Source organism: Chondrinema litorale (assembly GCF_026250525.1).
Lineage (GTDB): Bacteria > Bacteroidota > Bacteroidia > Cytophagales > Flammeovirgaceae > Chondrinema > Chondrinema litorale.
Genome location: NZ_CP111062.1, coordinates 1 through 20,262 on the forward strand (window position 1 = coordinate 1; position 20,262 = coordinate 20,262).

Sequence of the window (20,262 nt, forward strand, 5' to 3'; positions counted from 1 at the left end):
AGAAAAGTTATTTTTTCTTTAGAAAAAATATAATAAAAATATAATCGAAATTTGGATTGGTGTAGAGGTTTATAGCGTTTCGATTGCCATAAAAAAAATGATATCAGGATGCATTGTTTAAAGTAATAAGATAATTAAAGTCGATCATTGATCTAATGTGCAAAATCAGTTTTAGATAGTGGAGAATATGAATTGTATACTGGAACTTATAGGGTTAGATTAGTAATGTATTTAGTCATGCAATAGACATATTTTAAACTAACCGGACTCCAAAATCCCCAGAGATATTTTTTTATCCGAATTGTTTTCAACTTAGAATTATAAAAAAATCCCGGCTTTTGCCGGGATTTAAATTATAATAACCCGGAGTCAAGAAAAGAGAAGTAATTTTCTTCTGTTAGAATAATATGATCGAGTACAGCAATATCAAGCAGCTTACCAGCTTCTTTGATTTTATTTGTTAAATTTATATCAGCTTGGCTAGGATTAGTGTTGGAGCTCGGATGATTATGGCAAAGTACTAATGATACAGAAGAACTTTTTAGCGCTGCAATAAAGATTGTTTTAGGATCAGCCACAGTACCAGAAATGCCACCATTAGAAACAGTGTAAATACCCAATACTTTGTTAGCACGGTTGAGTAATAGAATTTTAAAACTTTCAACAAAGCCAAGTTGTCCAGGTTCCCAGTGTTTTCTTAAGATTTCAGCTGCAGAAGCAGAAGAAGTAATGGTAGGTCTTTTACTAGCTGGAACTTTTGAGGAATAAGATATTTTAACTTCAGCTACATAATTAGGATCAAATTTTTTGTAAGACATGATTGTAAGAATTTGAATGAAACAAAAATTTGCTTCATTTTTCGGTTGCAGTGTATTACTGCAAGCAATAGAGGATGTGGAATAAAAGGATAGAAGCTAGGCATTGAAGGGTTTATGCCGAACTACTATTGCGTAGAAATACCAAAATCGATCTTAGTTAATTTTTTGTGTTTCAAAGTCGCCTATAAGCAGTTTGAAAAATTTGATAGTTGGATAGTAGTGTGCAAATCGTTTGAGTCCATAGAAGTATGGATAGGCAATTGATTAAATGCTAGGTATACTTATTACTAATATTTTAAAGGTTATTGATTGATGATATGTGATTCAATCTGTTTTCTATAATCTTTAATAAAAAGCTACTACAACCTATCAATCATAAATTAATAATACTAAATATTTGGCATTTAATATAAATTATACATACATTTAGTACTATAAATTTATTAGAATTATGATATTTTTCTAATTAAAGTTTATGGGTTATTCATCGATGATAAATCCTAAATATTACTCTTGAAAAGAATAGATAGCCTCTTTTTTTTAGCTTCTATTCTATTTCATAGCAAATTACACTCATTTATTTTTTCAACTACCATTTATATCAATCAACACAAAAGTTTTGAAAATGAAAAACATTTCAATGAATCCACATGAGGATGGTGCCACCTCATTAAAAAATCGGTATGCTAAGGAAAAGCCTAACTATTTAATTCAAAAATCGAGTGTATTTTTACTGGCCTTATTATTTCTGAGTTTTCCTCAAGTTTTTGCTCAAAATCAAATGGAATTTCTCGACAGGGGAGTTGTTGCAGTCCGCAAAAGTAGTAACGAAGTTTTCGTTTCGTGGCGCATGTTCGGTACAGATCCAACAGACATTGCCTTTAATCTTTATAGAGGCGGAACACTTGTAAACGCAATACCTATAACACAGTCCACCAACTATGTAGACAGTACAGTTTATAATAGCAGTTATACGGTGCGACCTATAATTGGCGGGGTAGAACAAGCAGCTTTTGGAGCTGCTAATGTTTGGGACCAAGGCTATTTTACTCTTGATCTGCAACGACCATCTGGAGGCACTACACCAGATGGTGTTAATTATGATTATAGCCCCAACGATTGTAGTGTTGCTGATTTAGACGGTGATGGTGACTATGAAATTATAGTGAAATGGGACCCATCTAACGCTAAAGATAACTCTCAGTCTGGTTATACAGGCAATGTATTTATTGATGCGTATACGCTAGAAGGTGAACAGTTATGGCGTATTGATTTAGGTAGAAACATAAGAGCAGGAGCGCACTACACCCAGTTTATGGTTTACGATTTAGATGGAGATGGCAAAGCAGAACTGGCCTGCAGAACTGCTGATGCCGCTATCGATGGAGTAGGTACTATAATAGGTGATATTAATGCCGATTATCGAAATTCGAATGGGTATATCTTAAGTGGTCCGGAATATTTAACCATATTTAATGGAGAAACCGGAGCCGAAATGGCAACTACCAATTTTGAACCAGCAAGAGGTAATGTAGGTGATTGGGGAGATACTTATGGTAACAGAGTCGATCGCTTTTTGGCAGCAGTAGCTTATTTAGATGGAGTTAATCCAAGTTTGGTAATGTGTAGAGGTTATTACGAGTTAACAATGCTAGTTGCTTGGGATTGGCAAAATGGCACACTCAGCCAGCGTTGGGTATTTGATAGCAGAGATACAGGAAACGAAGGTTATGCGCAACAAGGTGCACATAGTTTAACCGTAGGTGACGTAGATGCAGATGGCAAAGATGAAATTGTTTACGGTGCAGCTACGATTGATGATGATGGTACCGGCCTTTATTCAACTGGTTTGGGGCATGGAGATGCTTTACACTTATCAGACATGGACCCAGATAGAGAAGGATTAGAAGTTTTTATGGTTCATGAGAGTCCATCTAGTTATGGTGAACATGGTGTAGAAATGCATGATGCAGCCACTGGCGAAATTATTTGGAGTCGCCCTGGCGATGGTTCAGACATCGGTAGGGGAGTTGCTATGGACATAGACCCAACTTACAAAGGTTATGAAGCATGGGGTTCAAGAGGGGGTTTAAACTCTGCAACAGGTGTACAGATAAGTACCTCGAGGCCGGGACCTATGAATTTTGCTTCTTGGTGGGATGGAGACCTCATACGAGAGCTTTTAGATGGTACTACTATTAGTAAGTGGGATTATACAAACTTTACAAATAATACCCTTCTCAATGCATTTGCCTATGGTGCAGCATCCAATAACAGTACTAAAGCAACTCCAAATCTTTCTGCAGATATTTTAGGTGATTGGAGAGAAGAAGTAATTTGGCGACATCAAGACAATGACAAGCTATTGATTTTTACAACTACCATACCTACTGAACATAAGCTTTACACACTGATGCACGATCCACAATATCGAACTGCAGTAGCATGGCAAAATGTTGGTTATAATCAACCTCCGCATCCCGGTTTTTATCTGGGTGCCGATATGGATCCAGCACCAATTCCAGATATACAATTGGTAGCAGAAACTACACCACCACCATTAGTTAATCTGGGAGTAGTAAGTAAAAATGGTGTGGTTGATTTAGATTGGCTCATTTCAGGTGCTAATGCAGATTTAGATATTTATAGAGGTATAAGTAATCTTTTTCCTACAAGTTCAAAAATAACTTCGCTTACTGCAGGAACTACTGTTTTTTCAGATACAACAGTAACCAATGGTACCGATTATTATTACTGGGTAACTACACTAGATGCTAATGGAGATACAGTAATTTCAAATGCCGCCGCCTCCTCACCAAACATCACAGAAATTACTTTAGAAGCTACTGCAGGAGATTCTTTAGTAACACTTAACTGGGAAATCTCTGGTATTAGTGGTTCACAAATTGTTTATCGCGACGGTGATGAAGACCCTGACGGAAGAGTAAACATTGCATCATTAAATTCACTTATCAGAACCTATACAGATACTTCTGTAGCTAATGATAGCACTTACTATTATTGGATTGAAGCATTAGATGGAGATAGTATAAGTGTAAACTCTAATATGGCCATGGCTACACCAACCAAACCCCAAGAGCCTGTTATTATCCAAGAAAATGAAATAGGTTTTTGTAGTGTGGAGGGTACCGTAGATAGCAATAATGCAGGGTTTACTGGTGATGGTTTTGCCAACACAGATAACGCTGTAGGAACAGGTATTGAATGGCGTATAAAAATTAATGAGAGCGGAGAGTACGAGATCTTATTTGGCTATGCCAATGGAGCAAATGATAGACCTGGAGATTTGATTATTGATGGTGTTAATATGGGTAATGTAAGTTTGCTCCCAACGGGAGGCTGGACAACTTGGGGAACATCAGGTATTATGGTTTCGCTAGATACTGGTGAGCACGATATACGATTAGAAGCTACTACCAGTGGAGGTTTGGCTAATATAGATTACATCGGTATTAGAGGTGAAAAAGGAACTACACAAAGTGCTGCTGCCTGTGTGTATACTCCTGCTATTGCACTAACTGCGACTACTAGTTCGTCTAGTGTAGATTTAAGTTGGACAGTTGAGTATGCTACATTTGTCTCTCAAGAAGTTTATAAAGACTCAATGTTAGTGGCTACATTGAATGGCACAATAACAAGTTATACAGATACTGCTGTGGTAGAGGGCGATTATTATAGTTACTGGGTTAGTGGTGTTTTTGAAGATAGTACTACATTAAACTCCAATGTATTAGACTCTATTCTAGTGCCAGCTGTTCCAGAGATTATCCTAAATGCAGAAGTAAATGTAGATGAAGTTTTACTAACTTGGACACTCAAAAATACCAGCTTTCGACATCATGAAATATTTAGAGATACAGATCCTAACCCAAGTGGCAGATCACGTGTGGGAAGTGTTAGCAATACAACTTTTTCTTTTATTGATGATACAGTAGAGCCTGATACCGTCTACTATTATTGGATAAAAGGTATTTATAATGATGGTTCTAACCTTAATTCAAATGGAGCAGAAGCTATTATTCCTCCAACACCAACCTTATCTTTAACTGTAGTTGCTAATGATACTGATATAACTTTAGATTGGGCAGTTCAAAATATTACTTTTGATACCATAGAGGTTTATAGAAGTTCTAGTTTAGATTCAGCGGATTTTGAGTTTATAGCTAGTGTAACAGACACCTCTCAATCTTTTACCGATACAACTGCAACTGCTGGCAACACTTACTATTATTGGATTAAAGGAGTGACAGAAAGTAATTATACCTTATCTTCAAATGTGGTAGAAGTTTATCTTGATTATCAAATACTTACTGTTAAGATACAAGAAGATGAACTAGGTTTTTGTGGAGTAGACGGAAGAATAGACCACTTAATACCTGGCTTTACTGGAAATGGCTATACCAATACTTATTATCGAAAAAATGCGAGAGTAACTTGGGCTATAGAAATTCCAATTGCTGGTAGTTACGAATTTACCTTTAGATTTCACAACGGCCTTCTTTATAAAAAACCTGCTCGCCTATATTTAAATGATAGTTTAGCCGTAGCAAATATCGGCTTTAAAGCAGAGCCAGATTGGTTACATTGGAATACGTGGAGTTTTACGATGGAATTGGCCGAAGGCACAAATTACATAGCACTAGAGTCTAGCAGTTTTAAAGGCTTACCATATCTAGATTATTTAGAAATTACAGGCTTAGGAGTAATGGCAACCTCTTGTGAATCAAGTAGTTCACAAAGACAAGTGGCTAATATACAATCAACAAATTCTGAAGAAAACTTAAATAGTGAATTAATGGTTTTCCCGAATCCGGTAAGTGCTGGTTCAGTTACTTTTAATAGCTTTTTATTTGATAATTCTGAAGTTAAAGTAGCAATTACCAATACAGAAGGCAAAAGAGTATATGTGAAAGAATTAGGTACTTTCGAAGCGGGTGAAATACATCATACATTAGATATTACAGATTTATCATCAGGTATCTATATTCTCCAACTTCAATACAAAGATGGAATGCAAACAGTAAATTTTGTTAAACAATAAATCTATTCCTCCTTTCTAAAACCTTGGAAAGGAGGATATTTTTTTAAAACTTTCTCATTACTATATTTTAGCTTCAAACTACAAAAAGCGTATAATGAGCTATTATGTTTAATTCTTTATTATTCCAATCGTTAAAAATCTATAATGTTTTGATTGAGTCAAATTTAAGTGGCAACATGCCATAATTAGAATATCACTACCACCTTCTCCACATACAAAGTGGTCTGTATCTTAATGGCAACATGCCATAATTAGAATGTAGCATCAAACAAAAAGTTATCAATATCATTGTAATCTTAATGGCAACATGCCATAATTAGAATTCTTTTATCATTACCTGAAATAGTCGTTAATACAGAATCTTAATGGCAACATGCCATAATTAGAATAATATAAGCACTTGTATTTGCACTGCCTGCTATCTGATCTTAATGGCAACATGCCATAATTAGAATGTCTCTAATGCCTTGTGCATTACCAGTTGCAGTAACATCTTAATGGCAACATGCCATAATTAGAATTGGCCCGGTAAGCACAGCAAAACCAGTAAATAAAGCATCTTAATGGCAACATGCCATAATTAGAATAACTCTTTCGAAATTATCGTAAAGAGCTATCATTTCATCTTAATGGCAACATGCCATAATTAGAATCTTCTAACAACGAGATTGTAACAGAGAATACAGTACATCTTAATGGCAACATGCCATAATTAGAATTATTTAAAAACAGCCATTCACACAAAGAAATCACAAATCTTAATGGCAACATGCCATAATTAGAATAAATTGAAATGATCTTTAGACAAACAATCTTATTTCATCTTAATGGCAACATGCCATAATTAGAATAGTAACAAGCGCCAGAGAAAACCTCAACAGTTTAAAATCTTAATGGCAACATGCCATAATTAGAATTTTATCAGAAAGACTAATTGATTTCGCGATAAATACATCTTAATGGCAACATGCCATAATTAGAATTAGAAAAGCCCAAATACAGGACTTTAAACCGCTTATATCTTAATGGCAACATGCCATAATTAGAATCCCGACCGAATTAATACAAAGTCGTACAATAGTAAGATCTTAATGGCAACATGCCATAATTAGAATTGTGTTGCCGCCGTCCGAACCTGAACCAATAAAAATATCTTAATGGCAACATGCCATAATTAGAATTTATGCAAACTGGACTACATCTAATGGGTTTATATAATCTTAATGGCAACATGCCATAATTAGAATTAAAGCAAAGCCTGAGAATGGTTGCCCAAAAGTTAAATCTTAATGGCAACATGCCATAATTAGAATTGCTGCTTTTGGGCAGTATGGGTATGATGTAACAAATCTTAATGGCAACATGCCATAATTAGAATGGATTGCAATTTTCTGGGCCTGACTTAATCCCTGAGATCTTAATGGCAACATGCCATAATTAGAATAAATTACTACTCACTAAGAGAAGTTGCTAACCTTACATCTTAATGGCAACATGCCATAATTAGAATACCAGATCAATTTTAAATCAGACTCTGGAGATATACATCTTAATGGCAACATGCCATAATTAGAATTTTTTTATCAATTATCTCCTCAATATCTTCTACACTATCTTAATGGCAACATGCCATAATTAGAATTCCGATCTCCAGTATGGAGCAGTTTTTAAGGCTGCCATCTTAATGGCAACATGCCATAATTAGAATGGACCATTTGTAGTATTTCCCCCACTTATTTTTGCATCTTAATGGCAACATGCCATAATTAGAATGTTTCAGCAGCATTATATATGCATGCAACAGACTCATCTTAATGGCAACATGCCATAATTAGAATCCTTCAACAAAAGTAATGAAAAGCGTGTTATAGACTAGCTAGTACATATAAATAGATTTGATTTTTGCTATATTGATTGTGGATCTCCAAAAAGGAGATTTATTTAGAGGATAGACAACTCTATTAGAGAACCTGTGCTAAATAATAAGACTAAATTTTTGAAAATCAATATGTTATTTAAAACTAGATTTTATACATCGACAACTTCAAGTTTAGATAAAAGATGAAGTATTTGCTTTAATTTCTCCTAAAACTTCCTTTTTAATCCATTGCTCTGCACGTACTGTATAAATACGAATATTATCTTTATCTTGTATTATTTCTTTTAATTCATGTTTAAGTTTTTTGAGTTCTATAACTGTAATTTCTCCTTCAAATACCGAGTTTTGAACCCAATGAAGGTATTTTCGGCAAATTTTTAATGCTTTATTCACTCTTTTTTCGTCCATATCATAACATAAAAATATATACATGTTTAAAGCAGGTTATAGTTTTAATTTTTACCACCACATTTTAAATGGTTGATAGGATTCAATATTTAAAACATGTTTTACTAGCTTATAGCATTCTAACAGAATAAGACGCTTATAACTGATGTCTTTTTTCAAGATTCTATGCTTTATAGTTTCTTTTAATTTTTTATCATAAGCTTCTAAGAATTTTTTTCGAGACGCATCTTTTAAGATACAACTATTGAACTCTTTATGAAAATCTTTTTTTTGGATTACTTTTTTATTTAATAAAGAAAAAATTAGTCTATCGACTATTATTGGTTTAAAAATTTCAGCAATGTCTAATGCTAATGAATAACGTCTTACTCCTGGTTGATGCAAAAAACTAATCATAGGATTTAGTTGGGTATGATAAAGTACATCCATACAAGTGGTATAACACATCATGTTTCCAAAGCTCAATAATGCATTTATCTCATTTTTAGGAGGTTGTTTACTTCTTCCATTCATGCTAAATGTTTTAATTATAAATTCAAACCCTTGATAATATAGTTGTCTAATACTGCCTTCAATTCCCATTAGTGTTTGAATATCTTTGGCCTGAGATATAATTAATCTAAGTTGTTCAATTTGCTTGATAAGCGTTTCCATTTCTTCTATACCTTTTCGTTTATAATACTGAAGGTTTTTAAGAATATTAGAAGATGCACCATCTACTAAGCTACTTGCCAAATACAGTCTTTTATTTGTATGATGATAGTGTAAGGTTTGAGCTACTTGTACTTGGCCTGCCAATAAATAGGCTTTAGGCATAAAAGAACCTGTATAGTGTTCGTAGTAATCAAAAAAGTGCAGTGGTATATGATTTTTACCAAGAAAGTTATAAAATGATGTATTTGCATCTAATTCTCCAAAACAATAAATAGACTCAATGTCATGAATGGGTAGTACTCTTCTTTGTCCAGTAGAATCTTTATATAATAAAGTGTTTTCTTTTCTTGAAACTCTTCCAGATCTTAAAATATAATATGGTTTTTTCATTTTGAATCTAGTTTATAAGCTCGGTCACATAACAGAAATCATGAAAAGCACAGTTTTTACATATAGTTTTTTTAATAACATGTGGGCAATGTATGTTGCTTTCTAAGTACTCTATTTCTTTTTTCCATTTTACAACTTCCTCTATTATTTGTGGATTTAACTTAAGCGTTTTTGTTTTTTTAAGTAAAGGATATTCTAAACGTGCACTGGGATCTAATATACCCATTTGTTGTAGCAACCATAGATAATAATATACTTGTGCTTCATGTGCCCATTCCATTTTATTGGAAATTTTGACCTCTAGGATAGTTTTGGTTTTTGGGTCATAATGGTCAATTTTTGCACTACCTAAATCTATTTCCTGCCATCGTTTAGCACGTTTAGAATAGGCAGTATCATGTAAAAATTTACCTTCCATAACTCTTTCAGATGTAGTTTCTAAACTTACTCCTTTCAAGATTAACCAAAGCTTTCTCTTACATATATGTAAGTAGTGAATATGTTGCGCAGTTACAGTAAGCATTGTTATATAAAGTTTCTTTCGGTTCCATATATTCCATTAGTGTTAATCATAAAGCGTTTCTCAGAATATGTGCTGTGTAAGCCTAATAGTTGTTTGCGTAATATTTGCTGCTCGTTGGCAAATAATATAGCACTTCTATTATTTCCACTATCTAAAAGTTGAGTTAATGTTTTCTTAAATGCTTCTGAAGGGTTCTGTCGTTGTTTATTATCTAAAAAACGATTACCACCACCAATAAAAGGCATAGTCAAAATTTCGTATTGTATATCGTTATTTTTACTATCTAAAATACCACCTACTACCAATGTGACATTCCCCTGTTTATCCTCTATCCGTTCAATTATTTCCTTATGCATAAGTAGCCACTCTATACTATATTCGGTTTCTAAACCATCTTCTTCCATATCTTTTACTTGTACTGTAGGTATTGCATTTCTAAAAGTGAGATAGGTTTTAAGATAATTATCCCACCAATTTTGCCAAGGGATACTTTCTGACTTAAATTGTTTTACTAATTGCTGTATTTTTATATCAATACTATAAAAATACTTATACCTCTGTTGTGCAGTAGGTGGTAGTCTATCTGTAACAACTAACTCTTTAAATATTTGAGATGCTTCATAATTATTATTGACGATAAAGTTTTTTTTAATAGCAAAAAGATATTCCCCATATAATAAAGGTACTTTTTCTATATAAAATTGAGGATCATCTAAGCTCTCTTTTAAGTATTCTACTAATTTTGTGTAGCTTATATTTGAAGTTTTTGCTAGATCAAAATTATTATTTTGAAATGCTTTTAAAAACTTACTATAACATGCTTTAAGTGTTCGTTTTCTAGATTTTTGCAAAGCATCATAAACTAAAATAACTTGTCCACTTTTACCACCTCTGGCATATCTTCCCAAACGCTGAATACAACTCCGACTATTAAAACCAGTTTGCATAATACCGAAGTCTACTCCAAAGTTTGCTCCGACTTCAACCTTACTTGTAGCCAAAATGACTGGTTTATTTTTACTGGGTTTCTGATGATAGCCAGAGATTTCTTCGATATTTTCATTACCAAATAAAGAAGCGATATTTAACTTAAGTTTCTTTAAATTAGCTAGCGAATTAAATATAATTAATACTCGTTTTTGATTATTAATGATTTTTTTAATTTCATCTTTATAATTTAAAATAACATTGAAAAAATCCTTATCCAATATAACATCTAATCTTACCTTTCCTTTTATTTTTCGTGCATATGATACATCTGAGCTAATTTGCTCCTCCAAAATAGTAAAATGTTTTTTTGACACACTCTTACTTTCTTTTAAGCAGTCTAGTATGTTTTTATACCTTATGCCTTCAGAGCTTAAAATGGCTTCTAATTTTCTTTCTGGAGTAGCAGAAACAAACAGAAAACGTGCAGAATCCACAATAAAAAATTCTCGTAGCTTAACCAGTGTGAGTATATTAGCTATTTGTTCTTCATCATATAAATGAAACTCATCAAAAACAAAATAATCAAACTTTTCGAGCAAACTAATAATAGATTTTCCACCTGAATTTTTATGCTTTAATTGTCTTTTAATATTGCTGTCATACCCACCATGCATGGCATAATTTAAAATATCTGGATTTGTAATTACAATATCAGATTTAGCAGCAGTTTCAATGCAGTACATCCATCTTTGGTAACTGCCTTTTTTGTCTGCTTGATCAAGAGTATTCCCAGTAAGCTTACTAATTTCTAATTGATGAAATGTAGCAGAAAAATTTTCATGAAGCTCATCAATAAGAGTATTGGTAGGTAATACTAATAGTCCTTTTTTCTTATCTAATTTATTAGCAGCTTTCAATACAGGAAATACAAAACTATATGATTTTCCTGTACCTGTAGGTGCATAAAAAAAAGTGAAGAGTGGTAAATGATCAAAATGATCTCGCATTACTTTTTGAGAGTAATGCATATAGTATTCTTCAATGCCATCTCTAGTATAAAATTTTTCTTTGATATCTGTTAATTTTACAAATTGCTCATCAATATGGATTTGTATCTTTTTCATGATATTTATTCTAAATTGGCAAAAGCATCAGCTAAAATTCGCTCAGCAATTGGTAAAGAGATATGTTTTAGAAGTACATATTGTTCTAATATATAAGCTCTTTCATAAGGTTCGTCTTGTATCCATTCAGCAGCTTTCTCTAAATTTTTATAAACTTGTTGTAAGGTGTATATATTAAGCCAAACATCTTTTTGATTTGGGATTTTTTCCTCTATTCTTAATAAAGTTTCTTTACCCGCACCAGCACGAATGGTTTGTGGAATATTAAGTTCTTTTTGACTAAAAATAAAACAACTAAAAGTACTACCCACTGCAATGCCTTGAGTATAAAAAAGGGTTTTGAATGGCGATTTACTACTTTTGATAATATTGTCAATATCAATATATCCATCTACATTAAACAAAGTATTACGGGTATATACTTCAGTATGTTTATATTGGATAGGTTGAGCCACTGATACATAGAAACCCCAGTCTTTTATTTCTTCATATTCAGGTTTTTTGCGAAATGGAGGTGTTTCCCAATTTGTACATATTGTTCTTCTGAGTGCATAAGTCAATGCTAAATCACCTATAAATGGTGCTGTGTAGACTCCATTGGTATTTTCAGTAAAATAAAAAAGATGATTACATAAGGTAATTTCAATCGGATACACATACATAAGTATTCATTTTGAGGAAGGAAAAACTATTTTTTAATGACTTTAATTTCTTTTAAAAACTGATGGGCAAGTTTTTGAAAGTCTGCATAGGCCTTTTCCAAAGTATTATCTTGTTTGTTCCAAAGAGCTACTATTGTTTTAGTAATTTCTGAACCATCCAAATAGCCAGCTCCATAACCTGCTTGCATTTTTTCTATTATTATTTGTTGTACATTGGTAAAATTGGGTTCAGTTTCATTATTCCAATCTTTAGAAATGAGATAGCTATTTAAAGCAGGTTCGTGTCTGCCAAAACCAATGCCAATAATGTGGTTTTTCATATTTGCACCCGTAGTAGTACTTTGGGCGCCATACCTATTTTCATAAATAACCGCAGATAATACATGAAATAACATAGCAGGAGTGGTGTTTTCTAAGGTTATAAAATGGGGAAATAATGTACCTGGCATAACATATTGTACCTGAAATAAGGATTGTCTTAAACCTCCTTTCTCTTCATCATGCATAGTACCACTTTCACCTAAAGCATTATGTTGTAAAGTATCGGATACATCTATCACTTCTTGAATGGAATAGCTCCAATCATAAATAGCTCTAGCTGGTAAACCAACTGCTTCCCCTGAAACGGTATCGCCAAAAGTAAGAGAATTTATATTGGCTAAGTGTTCACTTTTTTTAATAGCATTGTATCGTAAATCTTCTGAAATTGCATTGAAAACACGCGTTTGTTTTAGACCTCTTAATTTCTCTCTACTTTTTAATTTTCTAGCAGGTATTTCTACTACTTCTTTACCCGATGGCATTTTGTAACTCAATACTTCATCAGGAGAAGTACTTCTAATTATTAAGGGATTGATTACTTCTCGTAGAATGGCTACTTTAATATGACCTAATTGGTTAGTTTTAAGATTATTGATAAAATATTTCTGTTCAGAAATTTTATTAAAAATATTTTCCATGTGGTTTTTAAAATTTAAAGTGTTTAGAAATAAAAATGGTAGGTAATTATGCTTTTTTCTTTTCTTCAAAGTATTGAACAACTTTTTCTGAATAAACAAAGGCAAACTGAGCTATCAGAATTTTTTCTTTGGTTTTAGCAGGTAGTTGTTTTTGCCATTTTTCTTGATAAATACCTGTATATAATTTTGTAGCAAAATCTCGGGAGGCTGTTCGCAAATGATTAAGAGAAACGAATTCTTTGAGACGGTAATTTTGGAATAACATACCCGCAATTATTTCAATACTTTCTTCCTCATCAGCTTTATCATGAATAGCTTGTCTTAAAGCATTTAAAGCAATTCTAATCATTCGGCTATCTTGTGAAGCATTTTTATTGTCTCTTTGGATGGATAAAGCAATATTTGCCAATTCTTTGATAATACTCATGTTTTCAAAATATTTAGGTCTTAGTACTATTAATTCATTGATATCTTTTCTGATTTGACTTTTTAAAAATGAAGCTTTCACTTGCTTTTCTTTTATCTCTACTCGTTTTACATAATCTCTGTACAGTCTAAAAATATGATTTCTATCTCCTGCATAAGAAAGTACATAACCAGAGTTGATGTTTTTCCCTACTTTTGCCAGTTGAATGAGTAATCTTATTTCATGATTAACCACCTTAATTTCCGAAAGACGTACTTCATGCCAATTTAATTGGTGTGCAAATCGAGGAGCATTTTCATAATAAAATATCGCTTTATGTGGTCGATAATGTGCCATTATACTGGTTACATACATCCTAATACCCAAAGCTTGAGCAATACGTAAGTTTTTACTAATGAAATAAAACTGAGAAGCTATATCTTTTCCAATCTCTATTAGTTCATATTCATGATAATCTTGAGAGAGTGATGCCCCCTTATCCACGTTAATAGTTTGAAGAGAGTCATCTATCTCAATACCTCTACTAACAGCAATATCTTTCAGTAAGATGGTTTGTAGAGGTAATCCAAAACCCCATTCGCAAAAATCTCGATAAATAGCTAAATTGGCTTCTGTGTTTTTTGAAAAGTACTTTTTCCTAATTTGGTTTTCTACTATCATACTATCTCCTATTTTAGTTTTAGGAGAGGTAGTTAAATAGGAGGGGGCTTTGCGGGAAAATCCTCTGGCTTTCAAACCAAATGCTTTGGTTTCCTCGTATTTTTTGGTAGCTACAGAATTAGTAATAGCACAACGTTTTTCTGCTATAGGTATATGTAGGTTTCTTCCCCAAAGTGGTTCCAGATTTCCTGTGTAATACAAAAAATGATTCATTAGCTCCAATATAGGACTGCTTTGTATGGTAGATGATACTTCAACAGGATTTAACTTATCCATTACTTCTGCTAGCAATAATTCCTTTATTTCCTGTGGGTCATCAACAATGTTATCTTCATGTAGAATATTCAATGCATAGCTGATGCTGAATAAGGTTTTTAATAGGTTGATGGGCGATTTTGTTATTGTTTGAAAGTAATTTACAATCTCTTTTGGAGATTGTAGTACGGTATCAGATACGTGCCACTTAAAACCTTCATATATGGCGTCCTCTTTATTAAAATAAGTATCACAGTCAGTCTCCCATTCTTTAACCTTTTTAGCATTTAGCCATTTTAGCTTTTTTAAGCATACTATATCTCTAAATAGAAGTGCTTCTTCTGTTTTTAAATTGGTGAAAAATAATCTGATTTTATGTGATTTTTCATCTTCAATATAACTAACCCATTCATGTTCTTCAAAAGTTTCAAGTAATTGCTTGAGCATTTCAAATCCATTATTTTCATAGCTATTTGCGCTATTGGGAGCTATTGATAAAAATTTGTCGGCAGTATTATCCATCAATTTTTCCCATGTAATTTCATCTAATGGTTTGGCATTTACAAAATCTAAATTGGCAGTTTGAAAGTCTATTTTTGAAAGCTGTACCACATCTATCTCCTCTTCATTTATTGCTGATTCAATAGCCTTTTGTTTTAAAGTGGGATTAAAAGCCTCTCCAAAAAACAAAACACTATTGTGTGTAACTCCTAGTATTTGCCTACCATTTATTTGTAAAACTTTAAATATCCCAGTTAATGCTTGTTTGGTCAACATTTTATAAGGATTTTCCTGTATACACACATATTGGAGAGGCAAGCTAATAGATAAATCTGCTATTAATTCTTTGATATGCATATACATTTGCCTAATGTTTTGGTAACCATCTGCATAGGACTTGGTAGGTATTAATTGTTCCCCTTGTTTTTTATATTGTATTGCCCCTCCCATAGAAGCCATTTTATCGGCAAATCGAACTAAAATGCTTAACCATTCTTTGACTGTTTTGGGTAATTGTTGTGAGCGTAAACTTGCTCCTAGTTCAGTTCTGTTTTCTGCTTTGAGGGCTACATATTGTATATCCCCCCAGTATTGATTTACACTCGGGAAAAAATGGTATATAGCTAATTTTTCATGCCATCTATCGGTATTGTCTACAATGGCATTTATAGCATGTAACAAGGAGTATCCTTCTAGTAATTTATTAGCATCATGTAGTAAAAAACCTAAGCAAAATACTCTAAACCAAGTATCGACCTGTTCATCGTCTTCACAATTTTCTTGAATTAATATTTGCTCGAATATTTGCAAAGCGGGCAATAAACCTTGTAAAACATGTATATGATAAGGCATATCATAGCCATCATACACTATGTTATCTGTATCAAATTTTCCTTTTGCTTCTTTAATACCAAAGACTGATATCACTTTATTAAAAGGGCCATCAAAAAAGGATTCAAGTACAGTTTGGGTAATACCAAGCTGATACATTCCTTGTGGAATTGCATATTTCATAAATCAGAAATTTATATATTTTGTACTGATATTTATTTTGCAAAATATTTTTCAGGTAAAGTATCTAAATAACCAAACCCTTGAGATGTGCTTTCTAAAAAGCCTCCAAAATAAATCATTTTGTGTACTTCAATCGGAACTGTAAGTTGAAAGTTATATTCATAACCTTTAATTCCTGCTTTACCCTGTCTAAAAAATATTTTTTTTTCTTTTAATTTATCTCCAATTATCTTAAAAGATAAATCTTCTATACCTTCTTCTAAACCTTCCCTCGCATTTCCAAAACGATATAATAGTTCTGTTCTCCTCAGTAAATGCTGTTGAAGTTTATCAATAAAAATAGAATCTTTAGGGTTTAAAACTTTTTTTTCATTTTCACCTTTGGATTTTGTTGTAAGAGCACTGGGAGTGCGCAATTGATAATTCATCGTAGTGAAAAATTTAGGAGGTTTCATCCTTTTTTCTTTAATTATTTTAAAGCTTTTTTCTCCAAAATTATCAGTAATTGTAAAAGTATCATCCAGTAAAGTTGCTTTATCAAATGCTTTGGCAATTGAAGGAATATAAAATCGAATATCTAATATAAAATCATAGCCTACCGCCTTGATATACGCTTTGTTATATTCTGCTTTTACAGCTCTTATTCGTGCTATACTAAGCTTCGCCTTATGATTATTATTATAAAGTTCACCTTCATCGTGCCATTTTTTTCCTAATATCTTATTTCCTTGAGAAACTTTAAAGTTTACTAAGGAACCAATTTGAGTACCTATATTATAAGATACTTTAACATCAGGCACTTTACACCTAATGAGATATTGTTTATGTATCATCTCAAAATGTTTTGATTATTAAAAATATGATAATATTTGAGAGGCCTTCAACTAATTGTTTATACTAATAATTTGTTAAAGCTAATATAGTTACTCTCTTAATATAAATCAATACAATTGCAGCCAAAAAAAGATGAAAACTTTAATATATTAGAATTTTTAACGTGCTACGTTTTTTTCTATGAAAAATAGTAAGCTTTTTTAGTTTCTGTTTTTATATGTTCCAATAGTGAAATGGGTTTTATGTCTATGATATGCCCTGGCATACCCAAAATATACCTTCCAACACCCCAAAAACTAGTTACGAATGCTTGAAATTTGAAAGGAAAATCTTTATTAGAAGATGGAAATATATTTTTAAAACTCTCTGGATAAGTTTCTTTAATAAGATGACAAGCTAAATCAGTCAATAGAAAACTTACTTCTATGAATTCTTTACCTGTAGAACCAAATACATCTATTTTGGGATCAATATGTCTATATTTATCTACAGGAGTTTCGGAATTTTCTAATTTTCCTATTCTAGAAAGTTTAAATTGTTTATGCTGATAGTCTGCGACATCAAACACCCAGATACGTCTGTTGTTATCGAACAATTTTACAGGTTCGACTTTAAACGTTTCAACATTTCCTTTTGAATCAGAATATTCTTTTATATAAATGCATTTTTGTTTTCTAATCGATTCTTTTAAAACATCAATAATTTGAAGCTCTTTTGTTGTCATATTGAAAGTAGCTAGTAATTGTTCTTTACGAATCCTTCTGAAACCAACTTTATCTTTAATTACTTCAATACCAGCTTTCTCTATTCCTCTAATGTTTTGATATATTCTATTAGGACTTAAATCTAAGTCTTTTGTCAAAGTATCGATTGATGCACCATTTTCTTGTGATAATATCCTCAACAGGGAAATAATTTTTTCAATATATGTCATAATCAAATTTATCTACTTATCATATCTCATCTAAATTAATTGAAATTAAATTAGATATCATTTTTTACGTTCTCATTCTATATAAAACAAACAATTCTAATAGATATGAACGATTTTGTTGCTGATTTAAAATCAATTTTTGAAGCATTTCAAGAAGAAAATAAGAGCAGATGGAATTCACTTATAGAAAGAGCAAATGAAAATACATTAGATAAACCTGAGACACACTTTTGCAGTAAATCGCAACCCTACTTTTATTCTGGAAAATTAATTGATAGGAAATCATTAAAATTATTAAAAGGTGTAAAATACTTGATCATCACAATGAACCCTGCATTAATAGGAGACAAGGATTGTAGGGACTCAGCACCTTATGATATTCTAACAGAATCACTTAATGACTTTATTGAAAGGCAAAATAAATGGTTTGAAGAATTTGCAGATCAAAGGAGTACTTCCATGATTTATAATTTTAGCAATAAGTCTTTAAAATTTTTAAATGGTGAAGATGAAGAATGTGAAGGAGTAAGATATGGATATTTAAGAAAATATGCTGTTGTTGTAGATTGGTTTCCATTTTACAGTAAGAATTTTGTGCTTAAAAAAGTTAATGACTTACCAGATGAAAGGTTAAGATTAATTTTATCTTTAGCAAAAGAGCTCAAAACTAACAAAATCATTGCTTTAGGTTCTGATATCAAGAATTCATTAGATCTTCTCATGAAAAAAACTTCAGCAAATGAAGAATTCTCAAAATATAGATTGGATAAATATGTATTTGAAGGAATGACAGTGTACAGTTATTTGGTAGGGTATAAATCTGATGATTATTTTAAAAATGTAGCAAGACTAATCAACAAAGATTGCCAAAATGAGTAATTGGGTTATTTCGTCCTTTTTTTAAGGCTATATTGTTTACTTGAGATTTCGATAATATGAATTAATTACCCGAAAGTCACAGACATATTTAGATATATATATGTCGTTAAAATTAGTTGATGTAATAACTATAAAATAATAAGTTTATTAAAAGCATATTTATATTGATTGATCAGTGGAAACATATTGAGCAAGTTTACTTAAAATCAATACTTTATTTAATTGATTTAAACTTAGATATTAGTAAAAAATTCATAAGAAAAAATAATGACAAACATAAAATTGGATTTAATGTATTCCAAATTGTTTCTGATACATATTATAAAGAAAACTTTCATAGTTATTTGATTTATAATCTTTTATCCCAATTATACCATGATGATGGGAATAAGTTTTTATTTTCATTTATAGAGTGTATTAATTTGATTTCAAAGTATGAAATCAATCTAGAAGATTTTAAAAACCCTATTGTTGATAGGGAAAAAGACCAGATAGATATAAGGATTAGAGATTTTACATCAATGAAGTCAATAATTATCGAAAATAAAATAAATGATGCAATAGATCAACCCAGGCAAATTCCTAGATATTATAAGAATGAAAGAAACAACGGTTTTGAAGTAGTGGGTATCGTTTATTTATCGTTAATTGATGGAAAAAAGCCAGATCAATCCGAATGGGAAATTCATGAAAAAGAAGAGATCAATGAACTATTGATTTATCTAAATTCTTCAGAATATAATAAGGTAAATCTAATTAAAGATTGGATTGAAAAATGTATTTTGATTTCTAATAACATTGATGTCATATCAACATTAAGACAATATAAAGAAATATTAAAACACTTAACATCTAAAGAGATGAATCAGGAGTTCGTAAGTTTATTCTATGATCAAATATTGGAGAAGGAGAAATACTCTTCGGCTTTATCAATTAGAGATATGTTAGTAGATTTGAATGAGTATAGAGCAATGAAGATAAAAGAGAAATTTTATTATAAAGGAAGTTTATTTAACAAGATAAGTCATTTCAAATGGGGTGGAGATTATAGAGCAAAATTTGAATCTCCAGATCTGGAGTATATTGACTTTTGGATTGATATAGTTTGCATAGATAAACAAACAAAAATTTATCTTCATGAAGATTCTACATTCGATAAATCAAAAGATAAATTAAAAAGCATATTGCAATATTTTGATAAATTTGATGGGTTTACTCAAATATCTCCAAATGTGTATCTAAGAACTTTTTCATTTCCAGAAGGAGAAAAAGATTTATATGATTTCTTAGAGTATATTTTTGAAAATTTTAAAAAGCTTTATGAGCTAAAATTTTAATATATTACACTT

General features: G+C 31.7%; 13 protein-coding genes and 1 CRISPR repeat array. Of the genes, 3 read left to right on the forward strand and 10 right to left on the reverse strand.

All coding sequences use genetic code 11. From position 1 onward, the window contains the following. Positions 1–353: 353 nt before the first annotated feature. Positions 354–818, reverse strand: coding sequence for a JAB domain-containing protein (locus OQ292_RS38235; protein ID WP_284689539.1), 465 nt, complete (start codon positions 816–818; stop codon positions 354–356). A gap of 640 nt (positions 819–1,458) precedes the next feature. Here OQ292_RS38235 and OQ292_RS38240 point away from each other — a divergent pair. Next, positions 1,459–5,880: a rhamnogalacturonan lyase family protein gene (locus tag OQ292_RS38240; protein ID WP_431733815.1), complete on the forward strand. Its 4,422-nt coding sequence runs from the start codon at positions 1,459–1,461 to the stop codon at positions 5,878–5,880. Between the two features lie 162 nt (positions 5,881–6,042). Next, positions 6,043–7,718: a CRISPR direct-repeat array (repeat unit 30 nt; unit sequence ATCTTAATGGCAACATGCCATAATTAGAAT). A gap of 212 nt (positions 7,719–7,930) precedes the next feature. Here the strand turns inward: OQ292_RS38240 and cas2 are convergent. From cas2 to OQ292_RS38285, 9 genes are all read right to left on the reverse strand, one after another. Next, positions 7,931–8,167: a CRISPR-associated endonuclease Cas2 gene (gene cas2 / locus OQ292_RS38245; RefSeq protein ID WP_431733814.1), complete on the reverse strand. Its 237-nt coding sequence runs from the start codon at positions 8,165–8,167 to the stop codon at positions 7,931–7,933. A 51-nt stretch (positions 8,168–8,218) separates the two neighbouring features. Beyond that, a complete protein-coding gene (cas1b, locus tag OQ292_RS38250; RefSeq protein ID WP_284689542.1) occupies positions 8,219–9,211 on the reverse strand; it encodes a type I-B CRISPR-associated endonuclease Cas1b in 993 nt (330 codons plus the stop codon). A gap of 7 nt (positions 9,212–9,218) precedes the next feature. Next, positions 9,219–9,734: a CRISPR-associated protein Cas4 gene (locus tag OQ292_RS38255; protein WP_284689543.1), complete on the reverse strand. Its 516-nt coding sequence runs from the start codon at positions 9,732–9,734 to the stop codon at positions 9,219–9,221. Positions 9,735–9,736: 2 nt separating this feature from the next. Next, complete coding sequence (gene cas3 / locus OQ292_RS38260) at positions 9,737–11,788, reverse strand: type I-D CRISPR-associated helicase Cas3' (protein ID WP_284689544.1); 2,052 nt, start codon at positions 11,786–11,788, stop codon at positions 9,737–9,739. Positions 11,789–11,793: 5 nt separating this feature from the next. Further along, the gene (gene cas5d, locus OQ292_RS38265) at positions 11,794–12,450 is read right to left on the reverse strand and encodes a type I-D CRISPR-associated protein Cas5/Csc1 (RefSeq protein ID WP_284689545.1); all 657 of its coding nucleotides are present in this window, start codon (positions 12,448–12,450) and stop codon (positions 11,794–11,796) included. Between the two features lie 26 nt (positions 12,451–12,476). After that, complete coding sequence (gene cas7d, locus OQ292_RS38270; protein WP_284689546.1) at positions 12,477–13,409, reverse strand: type I-D CRISPR-associated protein Cas7/Csc2; 933 nt, start codon at positions 13,407–13,409, stop codon at positions 12,477–12,479. A gap of 46 nt (positions 13,410–13,455) precedes the next feature. Continuing rightward, on the reverse strand, positions 13,456–16,266 hold the full coding sequence (locus tag OQ292_RS38275; RefSeq protein ID WP_284689547.1) for a hypothetical protein: 2,811 nt from the start codon (positions 16,264–16,266) through the stop codon (positions 13,456–13,458). Positions 16,267–16,298: 32 nt separating this feature from the next. Next, complete coding sequence (locus OQ292_RS38280) at positions 16,299–17,066, reverse strand: CRISPR-associated endoribonuclease Cas6 (RefSeq protein ID WP_284689548.1); 768 nt, start codon at positions 17,064–17,066, stop codon at positions 16,299–16,301. A 212-nt stretch (positions 17,067–17,278) separates the two neighbouring features. Beyond that, positions 17,279–18,034 (reverse strand): helix-turn-helix transcriptional regulator, encoded by a 756-nt coding sequence (locus OQ292_RS38285; protein WP_284689549.1) that lies wholly within the window; start codon positions 18,032–18,034, stop codon positions 17,279–17,281. Positions 18,035–18,139: 105 nt separating this feature from the next. On the opposite strand from OQ292_RS38285, the gene OQ292_RS38290 reads away from it, so the two are divergent. Continuing rightward, entirely contained in the window at positions 18,140–18,913 is a 774-nt protein-coding gene (locus OQ292_RS38290; protein WP_284689550.1) for a hypothetical protein, read from the forward strand. A gap of 164 nt (positions 18,914–19,077) precedes the next feature. Next, positions 19,078–20,250 carry a PDDEXK-like family protein gene (locus OQ292_RS38295; RefSeq protein ID WP_284689551.1) on the forward strand — a complete coding sequence of 391 codons (1,173 nt, stop codon included), beginning with the start codon at positions 19,078–19,080 and terminating at the stop codon, positions 20,248–20,250. Positions 20,251–20,262 lie beyond the last annotated feature (12 nt).